Source organism: Mesorhizobium metallidurans STM 2683 (assembly GCF_000350085.1).
GTDB classification, from domain to species: domain Bacteria; phylum Pseudomonadota; class Alphaproteobacteria; order Rhizobiales; family Rhizobiaceae; genus Mesorhizobium; species Mesorhizobium metallidurans.
In genome coordinates, this window is record NZ_CAUM01000099.1 from 1 (window position 1) to 15,644 (window position 15,644).

The window sequence follows — 15,644 nt, forward strand, 5'->3', positions numbered from 1 at the left end:
TTGGGTCGCACAGGATTGCATCGGCAGCAGTGATCGCCTCGCGCACCTTGGCGCGGCGGATCTGCTTTGGCAGCGCCAGATCGTAGAGTCCCATATCGGCAAGGCCGGCGATCGTCGCGCCGTCGCGGTCGAGCAGCACCGTGTGGCTCGGCGTTGGGCGGTCGAGGAACACCGCCGACAGATCGACAATGCCGGCTGCGGCGATGGCCAGTGAAACCCTCTCGGCCGGGGCATCGCCGCCGCGCACCGAAAGCAGCGAGCCGGAGGCGCCGCGCCGCACGGCGCAGCAAAGCGCGTTGAACGCATTGCCGCCGACATCCTCACGCATGGTGCCGACGTTCGACGCCGCCGGCACATAGTTCCCGGAAATCCGGCCGCGCCGGTCGATATGGGCGGCGCCGATGGCCAGAATTTTTTGAGATTTCGTCATTCTGTGGCCGTGCACCTGCTATATGTCCGACACCGACACTAGGCCGACCAGGAGTTGCCTTGCAATCGAAGCAGCGATTCGGAGGACCGGTGCGACGACGAATCCCCGTCTATACGGGATACATCCGAGCCTGAATTCACGAAACAAAAAAAGAACAAATCCGGATATTCCTTGTTTTTCAGATGTTTGGTACCCCTTGCCAAACGAGAACAAAAAAGGTACAAATAGTCAGGGATTGCGGATTGTCCGGCCTTCATTGACGACCAAGGGGTAATGTATCATGGCTCAGAATTCTTTGCGGCTTGTAGAGGACAAAGCGGTGGACAAATCAAAGGCTCTGGATGCGGCGCTGTCGCAAATCGAGCGTGCCTTCGGCAAGGGCTCGATCATGCGGCTCGGCGCGAACGAGCAGGTCGTCGAGATCGAAACGGTGCCGACCGGCTCGCTTGGCCTCGACATCGCGCTCGGCGTCGGTGGGCTGCCGCGCGGCCGCATCGTCGAGATCTATGGGCCGGAAAGCTCGGGCAAGACGACGCTGGCGCTGCACACGGTGGCGGAAGCCCAGAAGAAAGGCGGCATCTGTGCCTTCGTCGATGCCGAGCACGCGCTCGACCCGGTCTATGCCCGCAAGCTCGGCGTCGATCTGGAGAACCTCCTGATCTCGCAGCCCGACACCGGCGAGCAGGCGCTCGAAATCTGCGACACGCTGGTGCGCTCCGGCGCCATCGACGTGCTGGTGGTCGATTCGGTCGCGGCACTGACGCCGCGCGCCGAAATCGAGGGTGAGATGGGCGATTCGCTGCCCGGCCTGCAGGCCCGCCTGATGAGCCAGGCGCTGCGCAAGCTGACCGCCTCGATCTCGCGCTCCAACACCATGGTCATCTTCATCAACCAGATCCGCATGAAGATCGGCGTCATGTTCGGTTCGCCCGAGACCACCACAGGCGGCAATGCGCTGAAATTCTATGCCTCGGTGCGCCTCGACATCCGCCGCATCGGCTCGGTCAAGGATCGCGACGAGGTCGTCGGCAACCAGACCCGCGTCAAGGTGGTCAAGAACAAGCTGGCGCCGCCCTTCAAGGTGGTCGAGTTCGACATCATGTATGGCGAGGGCGTGTCCAAGACCGGCGAACTGGTCGACCTCGGCGTCAAGGCCGGCGTGGTCGAGAAGTCGGGCGCCTGGTTCTCCTACAATTCGCAGCGTCTCGGCCAGGGCCGCGAGAACGCCAAACTGTTCCTGCGCGACAATCCCGATACGGCGCGCGAGATCGAACTGGCACTGCGGCAGAATGCCGGGCTGATCGCCGAGAAATTCCTCGAAAATGGCGGTTCCGAGGGTGGAGACGATGGCTTCGAGGACGAAGCCGGCGCCATGTAAGGCCTCAGTGGTGGCCGGAATCTGGCCATAATCCAGGTTCATTACCTCCAGCTTATGTAATCGAGTTCCTGTATCCTTGCGTTTCAAACCGCCGGCCAAGTGCCGGCGGTTTGCGTTTCAGCGCTGGTGCGGAGACGACCGGCACGCCGCGCCAATTGGCCCAATTCCGTGTTTCTGGACAGGCTGCGGCGCGGTCGCTAAAAGGCCCAATCGATCTTCTAAAACGAAGAGCCCATTTGCCGTCGGCCGCGCCGGCGGTTCTCTCCAGAAGGCAGCATTATTCATGAGTGGCGTGAACGAGATCCGGTCGACATTCCTCGACTATTTCCGCAAGGAGGGTCACGAGATCGTCGCGTCGGGCCCGCTGGTGCCGCGCAACGATCCGACGCTGATGTTCACCAATGCCGGCATGGTGCAGTTCAAGAACGTCTTCACCGGCCTGGAGAAGCGGCCCTATTCGCGTGCCACGACCGCCCAGAAGAGTGTTCGTGCCGGCGGCAAGCACAACGACCTCGACAATGTCGGCTATACCGCGCGACACCTGACCTTCTTCGAGATGCTCGGCAATTTCTCCTTCGGCGATTATTTCAAGGAGCGTGCCATCGAACTCGCCTGGAACCTGATCACCAGGGAGTTCGGGCTGAAGCAGGACAAGCTGCTGGTCACCGTCTACCACACGGACGACGAGGCCGCCGGCCACTGGAAGAAGATCGCCGGTCTCACTGACGATCGTATCATCCGCATCGCGACCTCGGACAATTTCTGGGCAATGGGCGACACCGGACCATGCGGGCCGTGCTCGGAGATATTCATCGACCGGGGCGAGCACATCTGGGGCGGCCCTCCCGGCAGCCCCGAGGAGGATGGTGACCGGTTCCTTGAATTCTGGAACCTGGTGTTCATGCAGTATGAACAGGTGACGAAGGACGAGCGCATCGACCTGCCGCGCCCGTCGATCGACACCGGCATGGGCCTGGAGCGCATGGCCTCCATCCTGCAAGGGGTGGAGAGCGTCTTCGAGACCGATCTGTTCCGTCATCTGGTCGACGCCGCGTCGTCCGCGCTTGGCCGCGGTCCCGATGAGGAGACTGTCGGATCGTTCCGCGTCATCGCCGACCATCTGCGTTCGTCCTGCTTCCTGGTGGCCGACGGCGTGCTGCCGTCCAATGAAGGCCGCGGCTATGTGCTTCGTCGCATCATGCGCCGCGCCATGCGCCATGCGCAGTTGCTCGGCGCCCGTGACCCCCTGATGTGGCGCCTGGTGCCGGCGCTGGTGCGCGAGATGGGCCAGGCCTACCCGGAACTGTCGCGCGGCGAACAGATGATCACCGAGACGCTGAAACTTGAGGAAACCCGTTTCCGCAAGACGCTGGTGCGCGGCTTGGGCCTGCTTTCGGAAGCGACGGAAAAGCTCGGCGCCGGCGACATGCTGGATGGCGAGACAGCCTTCAGGCTCTACGACACCTACGGCTTTCCCCTCGATCTGACGCAGGACGCGCTGCGCCAGCGCAGCATCTCGGTCGATCTTGCCGGCTTCACCGATGCGATGGAGCGGCAGAAGGCCGAGGCGCGCAAGAGCTGGACTGGTTCCGGCGAGGCCGCGACCGAAACGGTGTGGTTCCCGGTGCGCGAGAAGACCGGTGCCACCGAGTTCCTCGGCTATGAGACCGAGCAGGCGGAAGGCCTCATCCAGGCGCTGGTCAGGGAGGGCAAGACCGTCGACAGCGCCGCCAAGGGCGACGCGGTTGCCGTGGTCGTCAACCAGACGCCGTTCTATGGCGAGTCCGGCGGCCAGATGGGCGACACCGGCGTTATTTCAGGCGAAGGGTTTTCGATCGAGATCTCCGATACGCAGAAGAAGGCCGATGGGCTGTTCGTGCATCTCGGCAAGGTGGTCAGCGGCACGGTCAAGACCGGCGCGACCGTCGAGCTGAAGGTCGACCATGCGCGCCGCTCCAGGCTGCGCGCGAACCATTCCGCGACGCATCTGATCCACGAAGCGCTGCGCGAGGTGCTGGGCACCCATGTCGCGCAGAAGGGCTCGCTGGTGGCGCCCGAGCGTCTGCGCTTCGACATTTCGCACAACAAGCCGATCTCGTCCGATGAACTCGAAGAGGTCGAGCGCATGGCGAACGAGATCGTCGTGCAGAACAGCCCGGTGACCACGCGGCTGATGTCGGTCGACGACGCCATTGCCGAAGGCGCCATGGCCCTGTTCGGCGAGAAGTATGGTGATGAAGTGCGCGTCGTTTCGATGGGCACGGGCTTGCATGGCGCCAAGGCCAACCGGTCCTATTCGGTCGAACTCTGCGGCGGCACCCATGTCAGGGCGACCGGCGATATCGGTCTGGTGCGCATCGTGTCGGACGGCGCGGTCGCCGCCGGCGTGCGCCGCATCGAGGCGCTGACCGGCGAAGCTGCGCGCAAGCATCTCGACGAGCAGGACAGACGGCTGAAGGCGGCGGCGGCAACGCTGAAGATCTCGCCGGCCGACGTGCCGGCGCGCGTCGAGGCGCTGCTCGACGAGCGCAAGAAGCTGGAGAAAGAACTGACCGAGGCGCGCAAGAAACTGGCGCTGGGCGGTGGTGCTGCAGCCGGTGCGCCGGCCGAGAACGAAACCGTCGCAGGTGTCGGTTTCCTCGGCAAGGCGGTCTCCGGCGTCGCGCCGAAGGATCTGAAGCCGCTGGCCGATGCCGGCAAGAAGTCGCTCGGTTCCGGCGTCGTCGTCTTCGTCGGCACGGCTGAGGACAACAAGGCAAGCGTCGTGGTCGCCGTCACCGATGACCTGACCGCCCGCTTCAGCGCCGTCGATCTGGTCCGCGTGGCATCCGCCGCCTTGGGCGGGCAGGGCGGCGGCGGCCGGCCCGACATGGCCCAGGCCGGCGGCCCCGATGCCTCGAAGGCCGGCGATGCGATCGCAGCGGTGCGGGCGGCGCTGGAGGCCGCCTGATCGGATAGAAGTATCTAGGAGAATTTATCGCAAGGCCGGCAGGACAGAGGGGGGGCTGTGCCCCTCGGCCTTCCTACATTTGTCACCCAGCCTTTTCGGTGTTGGCAAAACTCGGCCGTTGGACAATGCGGTCCCACCATCCCTGAACATCGGGAAATTCAGCCAGGCGCTTCCGCCCTTCGGCGACCTTGAGGAAGTAGCCCATGATCGGTGCGGCGTGCAAATCGGCGAGTGTCAGCTCATCACCCAGCAACCACGGCCCGGCGCTCTTCAACAAGGAGAGCGTCCGAAGTACCTTGCCTGCTTGTGAAAGGCCGGCGGCGATCCGCGCCTGGTCGGGCGGCTCTTTCTCCAGCCGCTCGACGGCGACGTCCCAGACCATCGCCCGATAGCCATAAGCGTCGAGCATGCCGATGATCTGGTTCATCCGTGCCCGAGGCCGGGCGTCGGCCGGCTGCAGCGCAGGCCCGTCGAAGGCCTCGTCGACATAGCGCGCGATCGCGCTCGCTTCGAAGAGACGGAAGCCGTCATGCTCGAAGGCCGGAATTCGGCCGAACGGGTGATGCTCGAAATACCAGCCGGGAATGCCGTCCGCGGCGAAGACATCGACCGGGACGAGTTCGTGGTCGATGCCCTTTTCCTCCAGCGCGAGGCGGACGATGCGCACATAGACGCTGTAGTCCGCCCCGTAGACGACGGGCTTACCCACGTAGCTTGCCGTCAGGCCATCGCCTTCTGCAAATTCTCGTCGATCTTGTCGAGGAAGCCGGTGGTCGACAGCCAGGGCTGGTCGGGGCCGATCAACAGCGACAGATCCTTGGTCATGAAACCGGACTCGACGGTCTGGACGCAGACCTTTTCCAGCGTCTCGGCAAAGCGCTTCAACTCGGCATTGTCGTCCAGCTTGGCGCGATGCGCGAGGCCGCGCGTCCAGGCGAAGATCGAGGCGATCGAATTGGTCGAGGTTTCCTCGCCCTTCTGGTGCTGGCGGTAGTGGCGGGTCACGGTGCCGTGCGCGGCCTCCGCCTCCACCGTCTTGCCGTCCGGCGTCATCAGCACCGAGGTCATCAGGCCGAGCGACCCAAACCCTTGCGCCACCGTGTCGGACTGCACGTCGCCGTCATAGTTCTTGCAGGCCCAGACATAGCCGCCCGACCATTTCAGGCTGGAGGCCACCATGTCGTCGATCAGCCGGTGTTCGTACCAGAGCTTCTTCGCCTTGAACTCGGCCTCGAACTCTTGCTCGTAGACCTCCTGGAAGATGTCCTTGAAGCGGCCGTCATAGGCCTTGAGGATGGTGTTCTTGGTCGAGAGGTAGACCGGATAGTTGCGCAGCAGGCCATAGTTCAGCGAGGCGCGGGCGAATTCGCGGATCGACTCGTCGAGATTGTACATGGCCATGGCGACGCCTGAGGCAGGCGCGTCGAACACGTCGTGCTCGATCACCTTGCCGTCCTCGCCGACGAACTTGATCGACAGCTTGCCCTTCCCGGGGAAGCGGAAATCGGTGGCGCGGTACTGGTCGCCGAAGGCGTGACGGCCGACGATGATCGGCTTGGTCCAGCCCGGCACCAGGCGCGGCACGTTCTTCATGATGATCGGTTCGCGAAAGATCGTGCCGCCAAGGATGTTGCGGATCGTGCCGTTCGGCGACTTCCACATCTTCTTCAGCTTGAACTCCTCGACGCGCTGCTCGTCGGGCGTGATCGTCGCGCATTTCACGCCGACGCCGTGTTTCTTGATGGCGTTGGCCGCGTCGATGGTCACCTGGTCGCCGGTGGCGTCGCGGTGCTCGACCCCGAGGTCGTAATATTCGAGCTTCAGGTCGAGATAGGGGTGGATCAGCTTGTCCTTGATGAACTGCCAGATGATGCGGGTCATCTCGTCGCCGTCGAGTTCGACGACCGGGTTCGCCACCTTGATCTTCGCCATGGAAAGAATGCCTCGTTGTTGGGGGATCGGAACGGCCTGCCCGCATGGCTCTCGGCCGGGGATGCGGCCCGTATATCAAAGCATTTTTGGCCGCGCAAACGGCGATCCGCGTCGAGGCGCATTGGGCGGCCCTTGCGAAAGCTTCATTTTCGCGGCGGGATATGGCAGGGAACGCTGAAATGCCGCAAACAGCAGTTCATTGACAGCCATGCCCAAGGATCCCGACATTCCGCTTGCCGCAGGCCCGGCGATCATCCTGGTCGAGCCGCAGCTCGGCGAGAATATCGGCATGGTCGCCCGCGCCATGGCGAATTTCGGCCTTGCCGAATTGCGCCTCGTCAATCCGCGCGACGGCTGGCCGAGCGAAAAGGCGCGCGCTGCCGCAAGCCGTGCCGACCATGTCATCGACGCCGTCACGGTCTTTGACGATCTGGCCGCCGCGGTCGCCGATCTGAACTTCGTCTTCGCCACCACGGCGCGCGAACGCGACGGCTTCAAGCCGGTGCGCGGTCCGGTCCAGGCGGGCAGGGCGCTGCGGGCACGTCACATGGCCGGCCAGCGCACCGGCATTCTGTTCGGCCGCGAGCGTTTCGGTCTCTATAATGACGAGGTCGGTCTCGCCGATGAGATCGTCACCTTTCCCGTCGACCCGGCCTTCTCCTCGCTCAACATCGCCCAGGCGACCCTGCTGATGTCCTATGAATGGATGAAGTCCGGCCTCGAAGACGAGACGAAGACCAATTTCTCCAGCCCCGAAATGCCGCCGGCGACGAAGGAGCAGTTGCACGGCCTGTTCGCCTATCTGGAGGGTGCGCTCGAGGCGCGCGGCTATTTCCGCCCGGCGCCGAAGAAGCCGAAGATGGTCGACAATCTGCGCGCGGTGCTGACGCGCGCCGGCTTCGCCGAGCCGGAACTCAAGGTGCTGCGCGGCATCATCTCATCGCTCGACAGGTTTTCGCCAGCCATGCCGCGCGGCGACGGCTCGCCGGGCGATGACCCGAGGCGGATTCCCGCGGCCGCGCGCGCCCGTAAGGCGGAAATCGACGGTCAGGCCGACAAGGCCGCCGACAAAGGCGACGACATACCACCGCAGGATGGCAAGGGAACCGACAATGACTGATCGCCCGATCCTGATGTTCGATTCCGGTATCGGCGGCCTGACGGTGCTGCGCGAGGCGCGCGTGCTGATGCCCGATCGCCGTTTCGTCTATGTCGCCGACGACGCGGCCTTCCCCTTCGGCGCCTGGGAGGAGCTGGCGCTGAGGGTGCATATACTGGAGCTGTTCGCCAAACTGCTTGACCGGTTTTCGCCGGCCATTTCGGTCATCGCCTGCAACACCGCCTCGACGCTGGTCATCGAAGCGTTGCGCGAGAGATTTCCCGACCATCCTTTTGTCGGCACCGTGCCGGCGATCAAGCCGGCGGCCGAACGCACGCGTTCGGGACTGGTTTCGGTGTTGGCGACGCCCGGTACCGTCAAGCGTCAGTACACGCGCGACCTCATCAGCAAATGGGCGCAGAAATGCCATGTCCGCCTGGTCGGCAGCGATAATCTGGCCGGGCTGGCCGAAATCTATATGCGCGAGGGCTTCGTCGATGAAGAGGCCGTGCGCGCCGAGATCGCACCGTGTTTCGTCGAACATGGCGAACTCAGGACCGACATCGTCGTGCTGGCCTGCACGCACTATCCTTTCCTGGCCAATCGCATGCGCAAGACGGCGCCTTGGCCGGTCGACTGGCTTGATCCCGCCGAGGCGATCGCGCGCCGCGCGATGTCGCTGCTCGTGCCCGTCGACGGACCCCTGCAGGTCGACGAACCCGATATCGCCGCCTTCACCTCCGGCAAGGCGGATTTCGCCATTAGCCGGCTGATGCAAGGTTTTGGCCTGACGGTTCCTTGAAATCGGGAACCAAGGAACCAAGGAACCAAGGAACATAGACACGATCGTCGCGTTTTTCTCCCATAGCAAACGGGAGAACCGATCATGCCTGCTACGTCAAAAGCCCAGCAAAAGGCCGCCGGCGCGGCCCTGTCCGCCAAGCGTGGCGAGACGAAGAAGAGCGAACTCAAGGGCGCCTCGAAGGGAATGTACGAGTCCATGAGCGAAAAGCAGCTCGAGGAATTCGCCGAGACCAAGCGCAAGGGACTGCCGGAGAAGAAAAAAGGTTGATTTCAGCGTCGATCGGGTTTGGCCGTACAGTCGACAATTGACCCGCCAAAATCGAAAGCCTGCGGCCGAAACCGCGGGCGTTGAGATTGTTATGTTTGGGACATTCCCCCGACAGGCCGAAGCCGGAATTACCAGCGGGAACGACAGGTCCGTACCTTGTAGCGGATGACCTTCTTGTGGCCACGCTGCCAGACCACTCTCTTCTTCACCACGGTACGGCAGATTTGCTTGCCCCCGTGCCCTTGCCAATGCCTGGCCTGTGCCGGCTCCGGCGCGATCGCCATCGACCCTGCCATTACCGCTGCACCCACCAATGTAAGGAAGAATTTCTTCATGCGAATTCCGGCTCCTCTAGCCCGAAGTTTGCGCTCGCGAGACAAGCAACTGCTTGATTTGATTCGCGTATCTGAAAAGTGGGTTTTTCCGCTACTGGACACACCCCCCACTGGCATCAACGAACGTTTTCAGCCGAATCGAATCACAAATTGGCCGAGGTGTGAAGGGCGAAATGGACAGAGACATGGACACTTCTCAAAAGCGATTTTCGGCCCAACCGACTCAAAAGATTCAGCTTTCAGCGGTTTAGGGCCGCGAACTTCGGTCTAACGTCCTGATGCCGTTGGCTTTACCACCAGCCCCGCATCTGACATCGGAAGCGTTATGGGCTTGGCCCGGGCCGCGCCAGTCAAAAGCTTGACACCGGTTAAATCTCCGTTTAATCAGCGCGCCAACACCGGGCCGAAATGCTCGGTGGTTTCTTTTATGTGTGCAAGACTCTCGGGAAGCCGATCTATACTTTCCCAGTATCTTGTTGAAATGACGTGTCCCGTGGGTTTTCCGTCGCGTTGCGTGGAAAACCCTGTCAGGTCTCGAAAACGGAGGCCAGAGGAGGGCGCGTTTCCTTCACCCGGACCATGAGGTTCGGGTGTGTTGTTTTGAAAAGGGAATGCGATGAGCAAGCGCGAATCCGCGAAGTACAAGATCGACCGCCGTCTCGGCGAAAACATCTGGGGCCGCCCGAAGTCCCCGGTCAACAAGCGTGAATACGGCCCCGGCCAGCACGGCCAGCGCCGCAAGGGCAAGCTTTCCGATTTCGGCCTGCAGCTGCGCGCCAAGCAGAAGCTGAAGGGCCATTATGGCGACGTTTCGGAAAAGCAGTTCCGCAAGGTCTATGAAGAAGCCGATCGCCGCAAGGGCGACACCTCGGAGAACCTGATCGGTCTGCTCGAATCGCGTCTCGACGCGGTCGTCTACCGCGCCAAGTTCGTGCCGACCATTTTCGCCGCCCGTCAATTCGTCAACCACGGCCATGTCAACGTCAACGGCAAGCGCGTCAACATCGGTTCGTACCGCTGCAAGCCGGGCGACGTCGTCGAAGTGCGCGAGAAGTCGAAGCAGTTGGTGATCGTGCTCGAATCGGTCGGCCTGGCCGAACGCGACGTGCCCGATTACATCGAGGCCGATCACAACAAGATGACCGCGAGCTTCACGCGTATCCCCGGCCTGGCCGACGTTCCTTTCGCCGTGCAGATGGAACCGAATCTGGTCGTCGAATTCTATTCGCGCTGATCGGGCACCTCGTCAGCGACATCATCGAAGGCCGCCCGTCGAGGCGGCCTTTTCTTTGCCCGCCATGTCCGTTAATCCCAAACCCGACAAAGACACTTGGGCACCAATAAGACTCTGGGGCCGACGCGCCATGAACATGCTGCCAGACGCCGAAACACTTGAGCCGGTTGCCGATGCCGAAGGCGGCTTTCATCCGCTGTTTGCCGATGTGCCGTCTTCCGTAGAGTTCAACAAGTTGCGCAAGCGGCTGCTGCGGCTCACCCGTCAGGCGATCGACGATTTCGCGATGGCGACACCTGGCGCTCGCTGGCTGGTCGCCCTTTCCGGCGGCAAGGATTCCTACGGCCTGCTTGCATTGCTGCTCGATCTCAAATGGCGCGGCCTGCTGCCGGTTGAGCTATTGGCCTGCAATCTCGACCAGGGTCAGCCGAATTTCCCGAAGCACGTCCTGCCCGACTATCTCGACAGAAACGGCATCCCGAACCGCATCGAATATCAGGACACTTATTCGGTGGTCACCGACAAGCTCCCCGAGGGCAGCACCTATTGTTCGCTCTGCTCGCGGCTGAGGCGCGGCCATCTCTACCGCATCGCGAGGGAGGAGGGCTGTTCGGCCCTGGTGCTCGGCCACCACCGCGAGGATATTCTCGAAACCTTCTTCATGAACCTTTTCCATGGCGGACGCCTCGCCGCCATGCCGCCAAAGCTGCTCAACGACGACGGCGATGTCATGGTGCTCAGGCCGCTGAGCTACTGCGCCGAGGCCGATCTCGAAAAATTCGCCGCCGCCATGCAGTTCCCGATCATCCCCTGCGATCTCTGCGGCAGCCAGGAAGGCCTGCAGCGCAACGCCATGAAGGCCATGCTCGACGATCTGGAAAAGCGCATGCCCGGCCGCAAGGACACCATGATCCGCGCCATGGCCAATGTGCGGCCCTCGCATCTGCTCGACCGCAAACTCTTCGATTTTACCGCCCTCAACGACACCCTCACCGCGAGGCAAGCCGATGACATTTGACGATACCGCGATCGACTGGCTCGCCGAACTTCTATCCGACGTCGCCAAGGCCGAGATCATGCCGCGCTTTCGCCGGCTGAGCGAGGGCGACATTCGCCAGAAGACTTCGGCCGCCGATCTGGTGACGGAGGCCGACGTCAACGCCGAGCGGCTGATCACCGTCAAGCTGCGCGAGCGCTATCCCCAGGCGATGATCGTCGGCGAGGAGGCGTGTTCCGACAATCCGGCGCTGCTTGAGGGCCTCGGCGATGCCGATCTCGCCTTCGTCATCGATCCGGTCGACGGCACCTTCAACTTCGCTTCGGGCGTGCCGCTCTTCGGTGTCATGCTCGGCGTCGTGGTCAAGGGCGAGACCGTCGCCGGTATCATCCACGATCCCGTTGGCAAGGACTGGCTGATCGGCGCCAAGGGCGCTGGCAGCCATATTCGTCACGCACATGGCAGTATCGAGAAGGTGCATGTCGCCGAGCCTGTGGCGATATCGCAGATGACCGGCGCCGTATCGTGGCAATATCTGCCGGAACCGGAACGCTCGCGGCTGGCGCGCAACCAGACCAGGACCCTGTCGCATTTCAACTATCGATGCGCCGCCCACGAATACCGTCTGCTGGCCAGCGGCCACGGCCATTTCGTCGTCTACAACAAGCTGATGCCGTGGGACCATCTGGCCGGCGTCCTGATCCACGCCGAGGCCGGCGGCTATACTGCGCGTTTCGACGGCAGCGCCTATCTGCCGTCTCATCTCGGCGGCGGCATCATTGTCGCGCCGGACAAGGAAAGCTGGCGGGAATTGCGCCGCGAGCTTTGGGCGGAGTAGGCTCAAGGCCGGAGACCCCGAAATGAAACCTCGGTCCACAATTGTTGCAGCGGTCCTTGCCCTTGCCCTGGTTGCCGGCCCCAACGAGGCAAGATCGCAGGAACGCGCATGTCGCAGTCCCGATCCCATCGACACCATAGACGAGATGTTCTCCGCGATCTTCGCCTGTTGGGAGCCGCCGCCCGGAACTGCGGGCATGACCCTGACGCTGCAGTTCTCAATTCGCCGAAACGGCACGCTCATTGGCAAGCCTCGCGCCACTTATTCCCATCTAGGGAACGATGGCCGGCTCAACCGGGCCTTCGTGGCCTCCATCCTCGACGCTCTCGACAAGGCTCTGCCACTGCCCGTTTCAGACAGCATGGGTGGAGCAATCGCAGGGCGGACGCTGTTCCCTCGCTTCACGGCAGCGAGTGGGGATGCATCCTAAAGCGCGTCAGGCAATATGCATCAAACCGGCGGATTGTGCGGCTGGAACATCTTGCCACGCTCGGCGATCAGGATCATCAGCAGCGCCGCGACCGAGACGCTGCAGAAGCCGGCGGCAAGCGGCGTCACCGTGCCGTTGAAGGCCTGGCCGATCAGCGTGCCGAGAATGCCGCCGAGGAAGGTCTGCATAAAACCCAATATGGACGACGCTGTGCCGGCCAATTGCCCAAGCGGCTCCATGGCGAGTGCGTTGAAATTGGCGCCAAGCCCACCGAACGGAAGCATCGCGCCGGCAAAGAAGGTGATGAACAACCAGAGCGGCATCTTCATTTCCAGCGACACCACCAGCCAGGCAAGGCTGATCACCAGGAACAGCAGCAGCGCGCTCTGCGACAGGCGGCGCATGCCGATACGGCCGACGAGGCGCGAGTTCAGATAGTTGGAGAAGGCGAGCACCGCCGCGACCCCGGCAAAGATGACGGGAAACATCTCGCCGACTTTGAACACATCGACATAGATCTGCTGTGCCGAGGCGATGAAGCCGAACATGGCGGCGAAGATGAAGGTGCTGGCAAAGGCGTAGCAGAGCGCGATGCGGTTGGTCAGCACGATGCGGAAACCGCCAAGGACGGATGAAACCGTCAGCGGCCGGCGATATTCTGGATGCAGCGTTTCCGGCAGCCGCAGCAGCGACCAGGCCGACACGATCAGCGCGCCTGCCGCCATGGTTATGAAGATCCAGTGCCAGGAGGCAAACAGCATGATGAACTGGCCGATGCCCGGCGCCACCACCGGAATGGCCATGAACACCATGAAGATCAGCGACATGACTTCGGCCATGCGCCGGCCGTCGAACATGTCGCGCACGATCGAGACGGCGATGACGCGCGTTGCGGCCGCACCGATGCCTTGCACCAGCCTGCACAGAAGAAGAATGGCGAATGACGGGGCGATGGCCGCAGCCGCCGCCGCTGCGACATAGATAGCCAGCCCGGCGACCAGCGGCGCGCGGCGTCCAAACCGGTCCGAGATCGGTCCGAAGAAAAGCTGTCCGCCGCCGAAGCCGAGAATATAGGCGGCGATCACATATTGGCGATGGTTTTCATTGGTCACGCCAAGCGATGCGCCGATCTGCTGCAGCGCCGGCAGCATGATGTCGATGGCCAGTGAGTTCAACGCCATCAGCGCCGCGCATAGCGCGATGAATTCCCAGCGCGGAATAGGCAGGGTGCTTGCCTGTTGCGGCGCTTGTGCATGCTGATCCACGGCAAAGTCCGATCGTTAAAAACGAACATGCGCCGGCGGTGCCGGCGCAAAGGCTCGTCTCGTTCCCGATGTTCGGGAATCTAAGAAATGCCGAGGTGGGGGCTGCCCCGGTGCCTTAGCGCATGACCCCGAAAATCGGAGCCGATTTTCGGAAAGGATCATGCGCAAAATCAAAGTGCTACAGCGTCCTTTGCGCGTCCTAAAGGACGCGCGGCGCTGTAGTGTATGTCGCCCAAAACTGTGCAGCGGTTTTGGGACAGCGACATGCACAAAAGAGAAGTCAGGCGGCGCCTTTGACGCTCACGCCCTTTTCGACGAGGAAGGTCTGCAACTCGCCTGCCTGGAACATCTCGCGCACGATGTCGCAGCCGCCGACGAACTCGCCCTTGACATAGAGTTGGGGGATCGTCGGCCAGTTGGAATATTCCTTGATACCCTGGCGCAGTTCGGCCGAGTCCAGCACGTTCACGCCTTTGTAGTCGGCGCCGATATAGTCGAGGATCTGGACGATCTGGCCGGAAAATCCGCATTGCGGGAAACCCGGCGTACCCTTCATGAAGAGAACGACGTCGTTGCCCTTAACTTCGTTGTCGATGTAGTCGTTGATACCGCTCATGGAGAATCCTTTCACGCCTGTGGGAGGCAGGCTCGAAGCATCCTCTTCAAATAAACCCATAGGTTGCTCGAAACAAGACGTTTGCCGCATCGCCTTGCAAATGGCGCAAAGGATGGCCTGATGTTGGGCCAAACCTGGTGTTGGGCCAAGAGTAAGGGTCACTGTTTTCCCGGGAAATGATCAAAAGGCGGCATATCGCGGCGATTCTGATTGGCGCTCTCGCGCTGGCCGTGGTGTGGTGGTTCAGGCCACCGGCGCCTCCGCCAGTCATCGTTGGCGGCGAACTGCCCGCACCATGCCGGGACTTCAACTTCGAGGCGGTCCCCTATGTCGTCTGCGAGATCGATCTTCGCGGCTATGACGTCGGCGTCTTCCACGCTGGCGCGGACGGCAAGGCCTACGGCTCGCTGGAGAAATTCGACAAGGCGATGGCGGGCGAGGGCAGGCCGGTGCTGCTTGCCATGAATGCCGGCATGTATCACGAGGACTTGTCGCCGGTCGGACTTCTCGTCGAAGAGGGTCACGAGTTGGCGCCGCTCAACCTTGCCGATGGCGAAGGCAATTTCTTCCTGAAGCCGAACGGCGTGTTTCTCGTCCGCAAGGACGGCAAGGCGGCGGTCATGGAGACCAACGCCTATGCCACCGCTCGGCCGGATGCGGCGTTCGCCACGCAGTCAGGCCCGATGCTGGTGATCGACGGCCGGCTTCATCCTCGCTTCGAGGAGAATGGCGTCTCACGCTATATCCGCAACGGCGTCGGTGTGCGCGACACCGATACGGTCGTCCTGGCGATCTCGCGCTCGCAGGTCAGCTTCGGCAGTTTCGCCCGGCTGTTCCGCGACGCGCTCCACTGTCCCAACGCGCTCTTCTTCGACGGTGTGGTCTCGGCGCTGTCGAATGGTGACGGGACGATCGTCGGCGGCAAATACCCGGCCGGGCCTATCATCGCCGTGTCGGCGAAGAAGCCGGTGTCGGAGTAGCCCCCAAAAGAAGACCTTTGCCTGCCTTGTCCCGCATCAATCGGTCATTGACTGGAATATAGCTATAGCTAAATCTTGAAGCATGGAC

General features: G+C 62.4%; 16 protein-coding genes. 10 read left to right on the forward strand and 6 right to left on the reverse strand.

Features of this window, described 5'->3' with window-relative positions; translation table 11 throughout:
- The coding region (locus MESS2_RS16245; RefSeq protein ID WP_040593274.1) for a PfkB family carbohydrate kinase at positions 1-430 on the reverse strand (430 nt) is incomplete at its 3' end.
- Between the two features lie 280 nt (positions 431-710).
- Between MESS2_RS16245 and recA the strand changes: the two genes are divergently transcribed.
- Positions 711-1,808: a recombinase RecA gene (gene recA / locus MESS2_RS16250; RefSeq protein WP_008875470.1), complete on the forward strand. Its 1,098-nt coding sequence runs from the start codon at positions 711-713 to the stop codon at positions 1,806-1,808.
- Between the two features lie 283 nt (positions 1,809-2,091).
- Positions 2,092-4,758 (forward strand): alanine--tRNA ligase, encoded by a 2,667-nt coding sequence (alaS, locus tag MESS2_RS16255; RefSeq protein WP_008875471.1) that lies wholly within the window; start codon positions 2,092-2,094, stop codon positions 4,756-4,758.
- An 82-nt stretch (positions 4,759-4,840) separates the two neighbouring features.
- Here the strand turns inward: alaS and MESS2_RS16260 are convergent, their stop codons facing one another.
- Complete coding sequence (locus tag MESS2_RS16260) at positions 4,841-5,467, reverse strand: glutathione S-transferase family protein (RefSeq protein ID WP_008875472.1); 627 nt, start codon at positions 5,465-5,467, stop codon at positions 4,841-4,843.
- Between the two features lie 11 nt (positions 5,468-5,478).
- Positions 5,479-6,690: an NADP-dependent isocitrate dehydrogenase gene (locus MESS2_RS16265; protein WP_008875473.1), complete on the reverse strand. Its 1,212-nt coding sequence runs from the start codon at positions 6,688-6,690 to the stop codon at positions 5,479-5,481.
- A 208-nt stretch (positions 6,691-6,898) separates the two neighbouring features.
- Here MESS2_RS16265 and MESS2_RS16270 point away from each other — a divergent pair, with 208 nt between their 5' ends.
- From MESS2_RS16270 to MESS2_RS16280, 3 genes are all read left to right on the forward strand, one after another.
- Positions 6,899-7,810, forward strand: coding sequence for an RNA methyltransferase (locus MESS2_RS16270; protein WP_008875474.1), 912 nt, complete (start codon positions 6,899-6,901; stop codon positions 7,808-7,810).
- Positions 7,803-8,591 (forward strand): glutamate racemase, encoded by a 789-nt coding sequence (murI, locus tag MESS2_RS16275; protein WP_008875475.1) that lies wholly within the window; start codon positions 7,803-7,805, stop codon positions 8,589-8,591. Before MESS2_RS16270 ends, murI begins: the two co-directional genes overlap by 8 nt.
- Before the next feature lie 84 nt (positions 8,592-8,675).
- Complete coding sequence (locus MESS2_RS16280) at positions 8,676-8,861, forward strand: DUF3008 family protein (RefSeq protein ID WP_006332865.1); 186 nt, start codon at positions 8,676-8,678, stop codon at positions 8,859-8,861.
- Positions 8,862-8,989: 128 nt separating this feature from the next.
- On the opposite strand, the gene MESS2_RS16285 is transcribed toward MESS2_RS16280, so the two are convergent.
- The gene (locus MESS2_RS16285; protein WP_008875476.1) at positions 8,990-9,196 is read right to left on the reverse strand and encodes a hypothetical protein; all 207 of its coding nucleotides are present in this window, start codon (positions 9,194-9,196) and stop codon (positions 8,990-8,992) included.
- Positions 9,197-9,812: 616 nt separating this feature from the next.
- Between MESS2_RS16285 and rpsD the strand changes: the two genes are divergently transcribed.
- The 4 genes from rpsD (at position 9,813) to MESS2_RS33410 (ending at position 12,695) form a co-directional block, all read left to right on the forward strand.
- On the forward strand, positions 9,813-10,430 hold the full coding sequence (rpsD, locus tag MESS2_RS16290; protein ID WP_008875477.1) for a 30S ribosomal protein S4: 618 nt from the start codon (positions 9,813-9,815) through the stop codon (positions 10,428-10,430).
- A 130-nt stretch (positions 10,431-10,560) separates the two neighbouring features.
- The gene (gene ttcA / locus MESS2_RS16295; protein WP_008875478.1) at positions 10,561-11,448 is read left to right on the forward strand and encodes a tRNA 2-thiocytidine(32) synthetase TtcA; all 888 of its coding nucleotides are present in this window, start codon (positions 10,561-10,563) and stop codon (positions 11,446-11,448) included.
- Complete coding sequence (locus tag MESS2_RS16300) at positions 11,438-12,265, forward strand: inositol monophosphatase family protein (RefSeq protein ID WP_008875479.1); 828 nt, start codon at positions 11,438-11,440, stop codon at positions 12,263-12,265. Before ttcA ends, MESS2_RS16300 begins: the two co-directional genes overlap by 11 nt.
- Before the next feature lie 196 nt (positions 12,266-12,461).
- Entirely contained in the window at positions 12,462-12,695 is a 234-nt protein-coding gene (locus MESS2_RS33410; RefSeq protein WP_244440009.1) for a hypothetical protein, read from the forward strand.
- A 20-nt stretch (positions 12,696-12,715) separates the two neighbouring features.
- On the opposite strand, the gene MESS2_RS16310 is transcribed toward MESS2_RS33410, so the two are convergent.
- Together MESS2_RS16310 and grxD are read right to left on the reverse strand one after the other, a co-directional pair.
- Entirely contained in the window at positions 12,716-13,960 is a 1,245-nt protein-coding gene (locus MESS2_RS16310; protein ID WP_008875481.1) for a multidrug effflux MFS transporter, read from the reverse strand.
- Positions 13,961-14,240: 280 nt separating this feature from the next.
- Positions 14,241-14,576, reverse strand: a complete 336-nt coding sequence (gene grxD, locus MESS2_RS16315; protein ID WP_008875482.1) for a Grx4 family monothiol glutaredoxin — start codon at positions 14,574-14,576, stop codon at positions 14,241-14,243.
- Positions 14,577-14,752: 176 nt separating this feature from the next.
- Between grxD and MESS2_RS16320 the strand changes: the two genes are divergently transcribed.
- Positions 14,753-15,556, forward strand: coding sequence for a phosphodiester glycosidase family protein (locus MESS2_RS16320; RefSeq protein ID WP_008875483.1), 804 nt, complete (start codon positions 14,753-14,755; stop codon positions 15,554-15,556).
- Positions 15,557-15,644: the final 88 nt, after the last annotated feature.

What these genes read in the sequence shown, in the direction of transcription:
- recA (WP_008875470.1), top strand. Translation starts at nt 711, where the DNA reads ATGGCTCAGAATTCTTTGCGGCTTGTAGAGGACAAAGCGGTGGACAAA.
- alaS (WP_008875471.1), top strand. Translation starts at nt 2,092, where the DNA reads ATGAGTGGCGTGAACGAGATCCGGTCGACATTCCTCGACTATTTCCGC.
- MESS2_RS16265 (WP_008875473.1), bottom strand. Translation starts at nt 6,690, where the DNA reads ATGGCGAAGATCAAGGTGGCGAACCCGGTCGTCGAACTCGACGGCGAC.
- MESS2_RS16270 (WP_008875474.1), top strand. Translation starts at nt 6,899, where the DNA reads ATGCCCAAGGATCCCGACATTCCGCTTGCCGCAGGCCCGGCGATCATC.
- murI (WP_008875475.1), top strand. Translation starts at nt 7,803, where the DNA reads ATGACTGATCGCCCGATCCTGATGTTCGATTCCGGTATCGGCGGCCTG.
- MESS2_RS16280 (WP_006332865.1), top strand. Translation starts at nt 8,676, where the DNA reads ATGCCTGCTACGTCAAAAGCCCAGCAAAAGGCCGCCGGCGCGGCCCTG.
- MESS2_RS16285 (WP_008875476.1), bottom strand. Translation starts at nt 9,196, where the DNA reads ATGAAGAAATTCTTCCTTACATTGGTGGGTGCAGCGGTAATGGCAGGG.
- rpsD (WP_008875477.1), top strand. Translation starts at nt 9,813, where the DNA reads ATGAGCAAGCGCGAATCCGCGAAGTACAAGATCGACCGCCGTCTCGGC.
- ttcA (WP_008875478.1), top strand. Translation starts at nt 10,561, where the DNA reads ATGAACATGCTGCCAGACGCCGAAACACTTGAGCCGGTTGCCGATGCC.
- MESS2_RS16300 (WP_008875479.1), top strand. Translation starts at nt 11,438, where the DNA reads ATGACATTTGACGATACCGCGATCGACTGGCTCGCCGAACTTCTATCC.
- MESS2_RS33410 (WP_244440009.1), top strand. Translation starts at nt 12,462, where the DNA reads ATGACCCTGACGCTGCAGTTCTCAATTCGCCGAAACGGCACGCTCATT.
- grxD (WP_008875482.1), bottom strand. Translation starts at nt 14,576, where the DNA reads ATGAGCGGTATCAACGACTACATCGACAACGAAGTTAAGGGCAACGAC.
- MESS2_RS16320 (WP_008875483.1), top strand. Translation starts at nt 14,753, where the DNA reads ATGATCAAAAGGCGGCATATCGCGGCGATTCTGATTGGCGCTCTCGCG.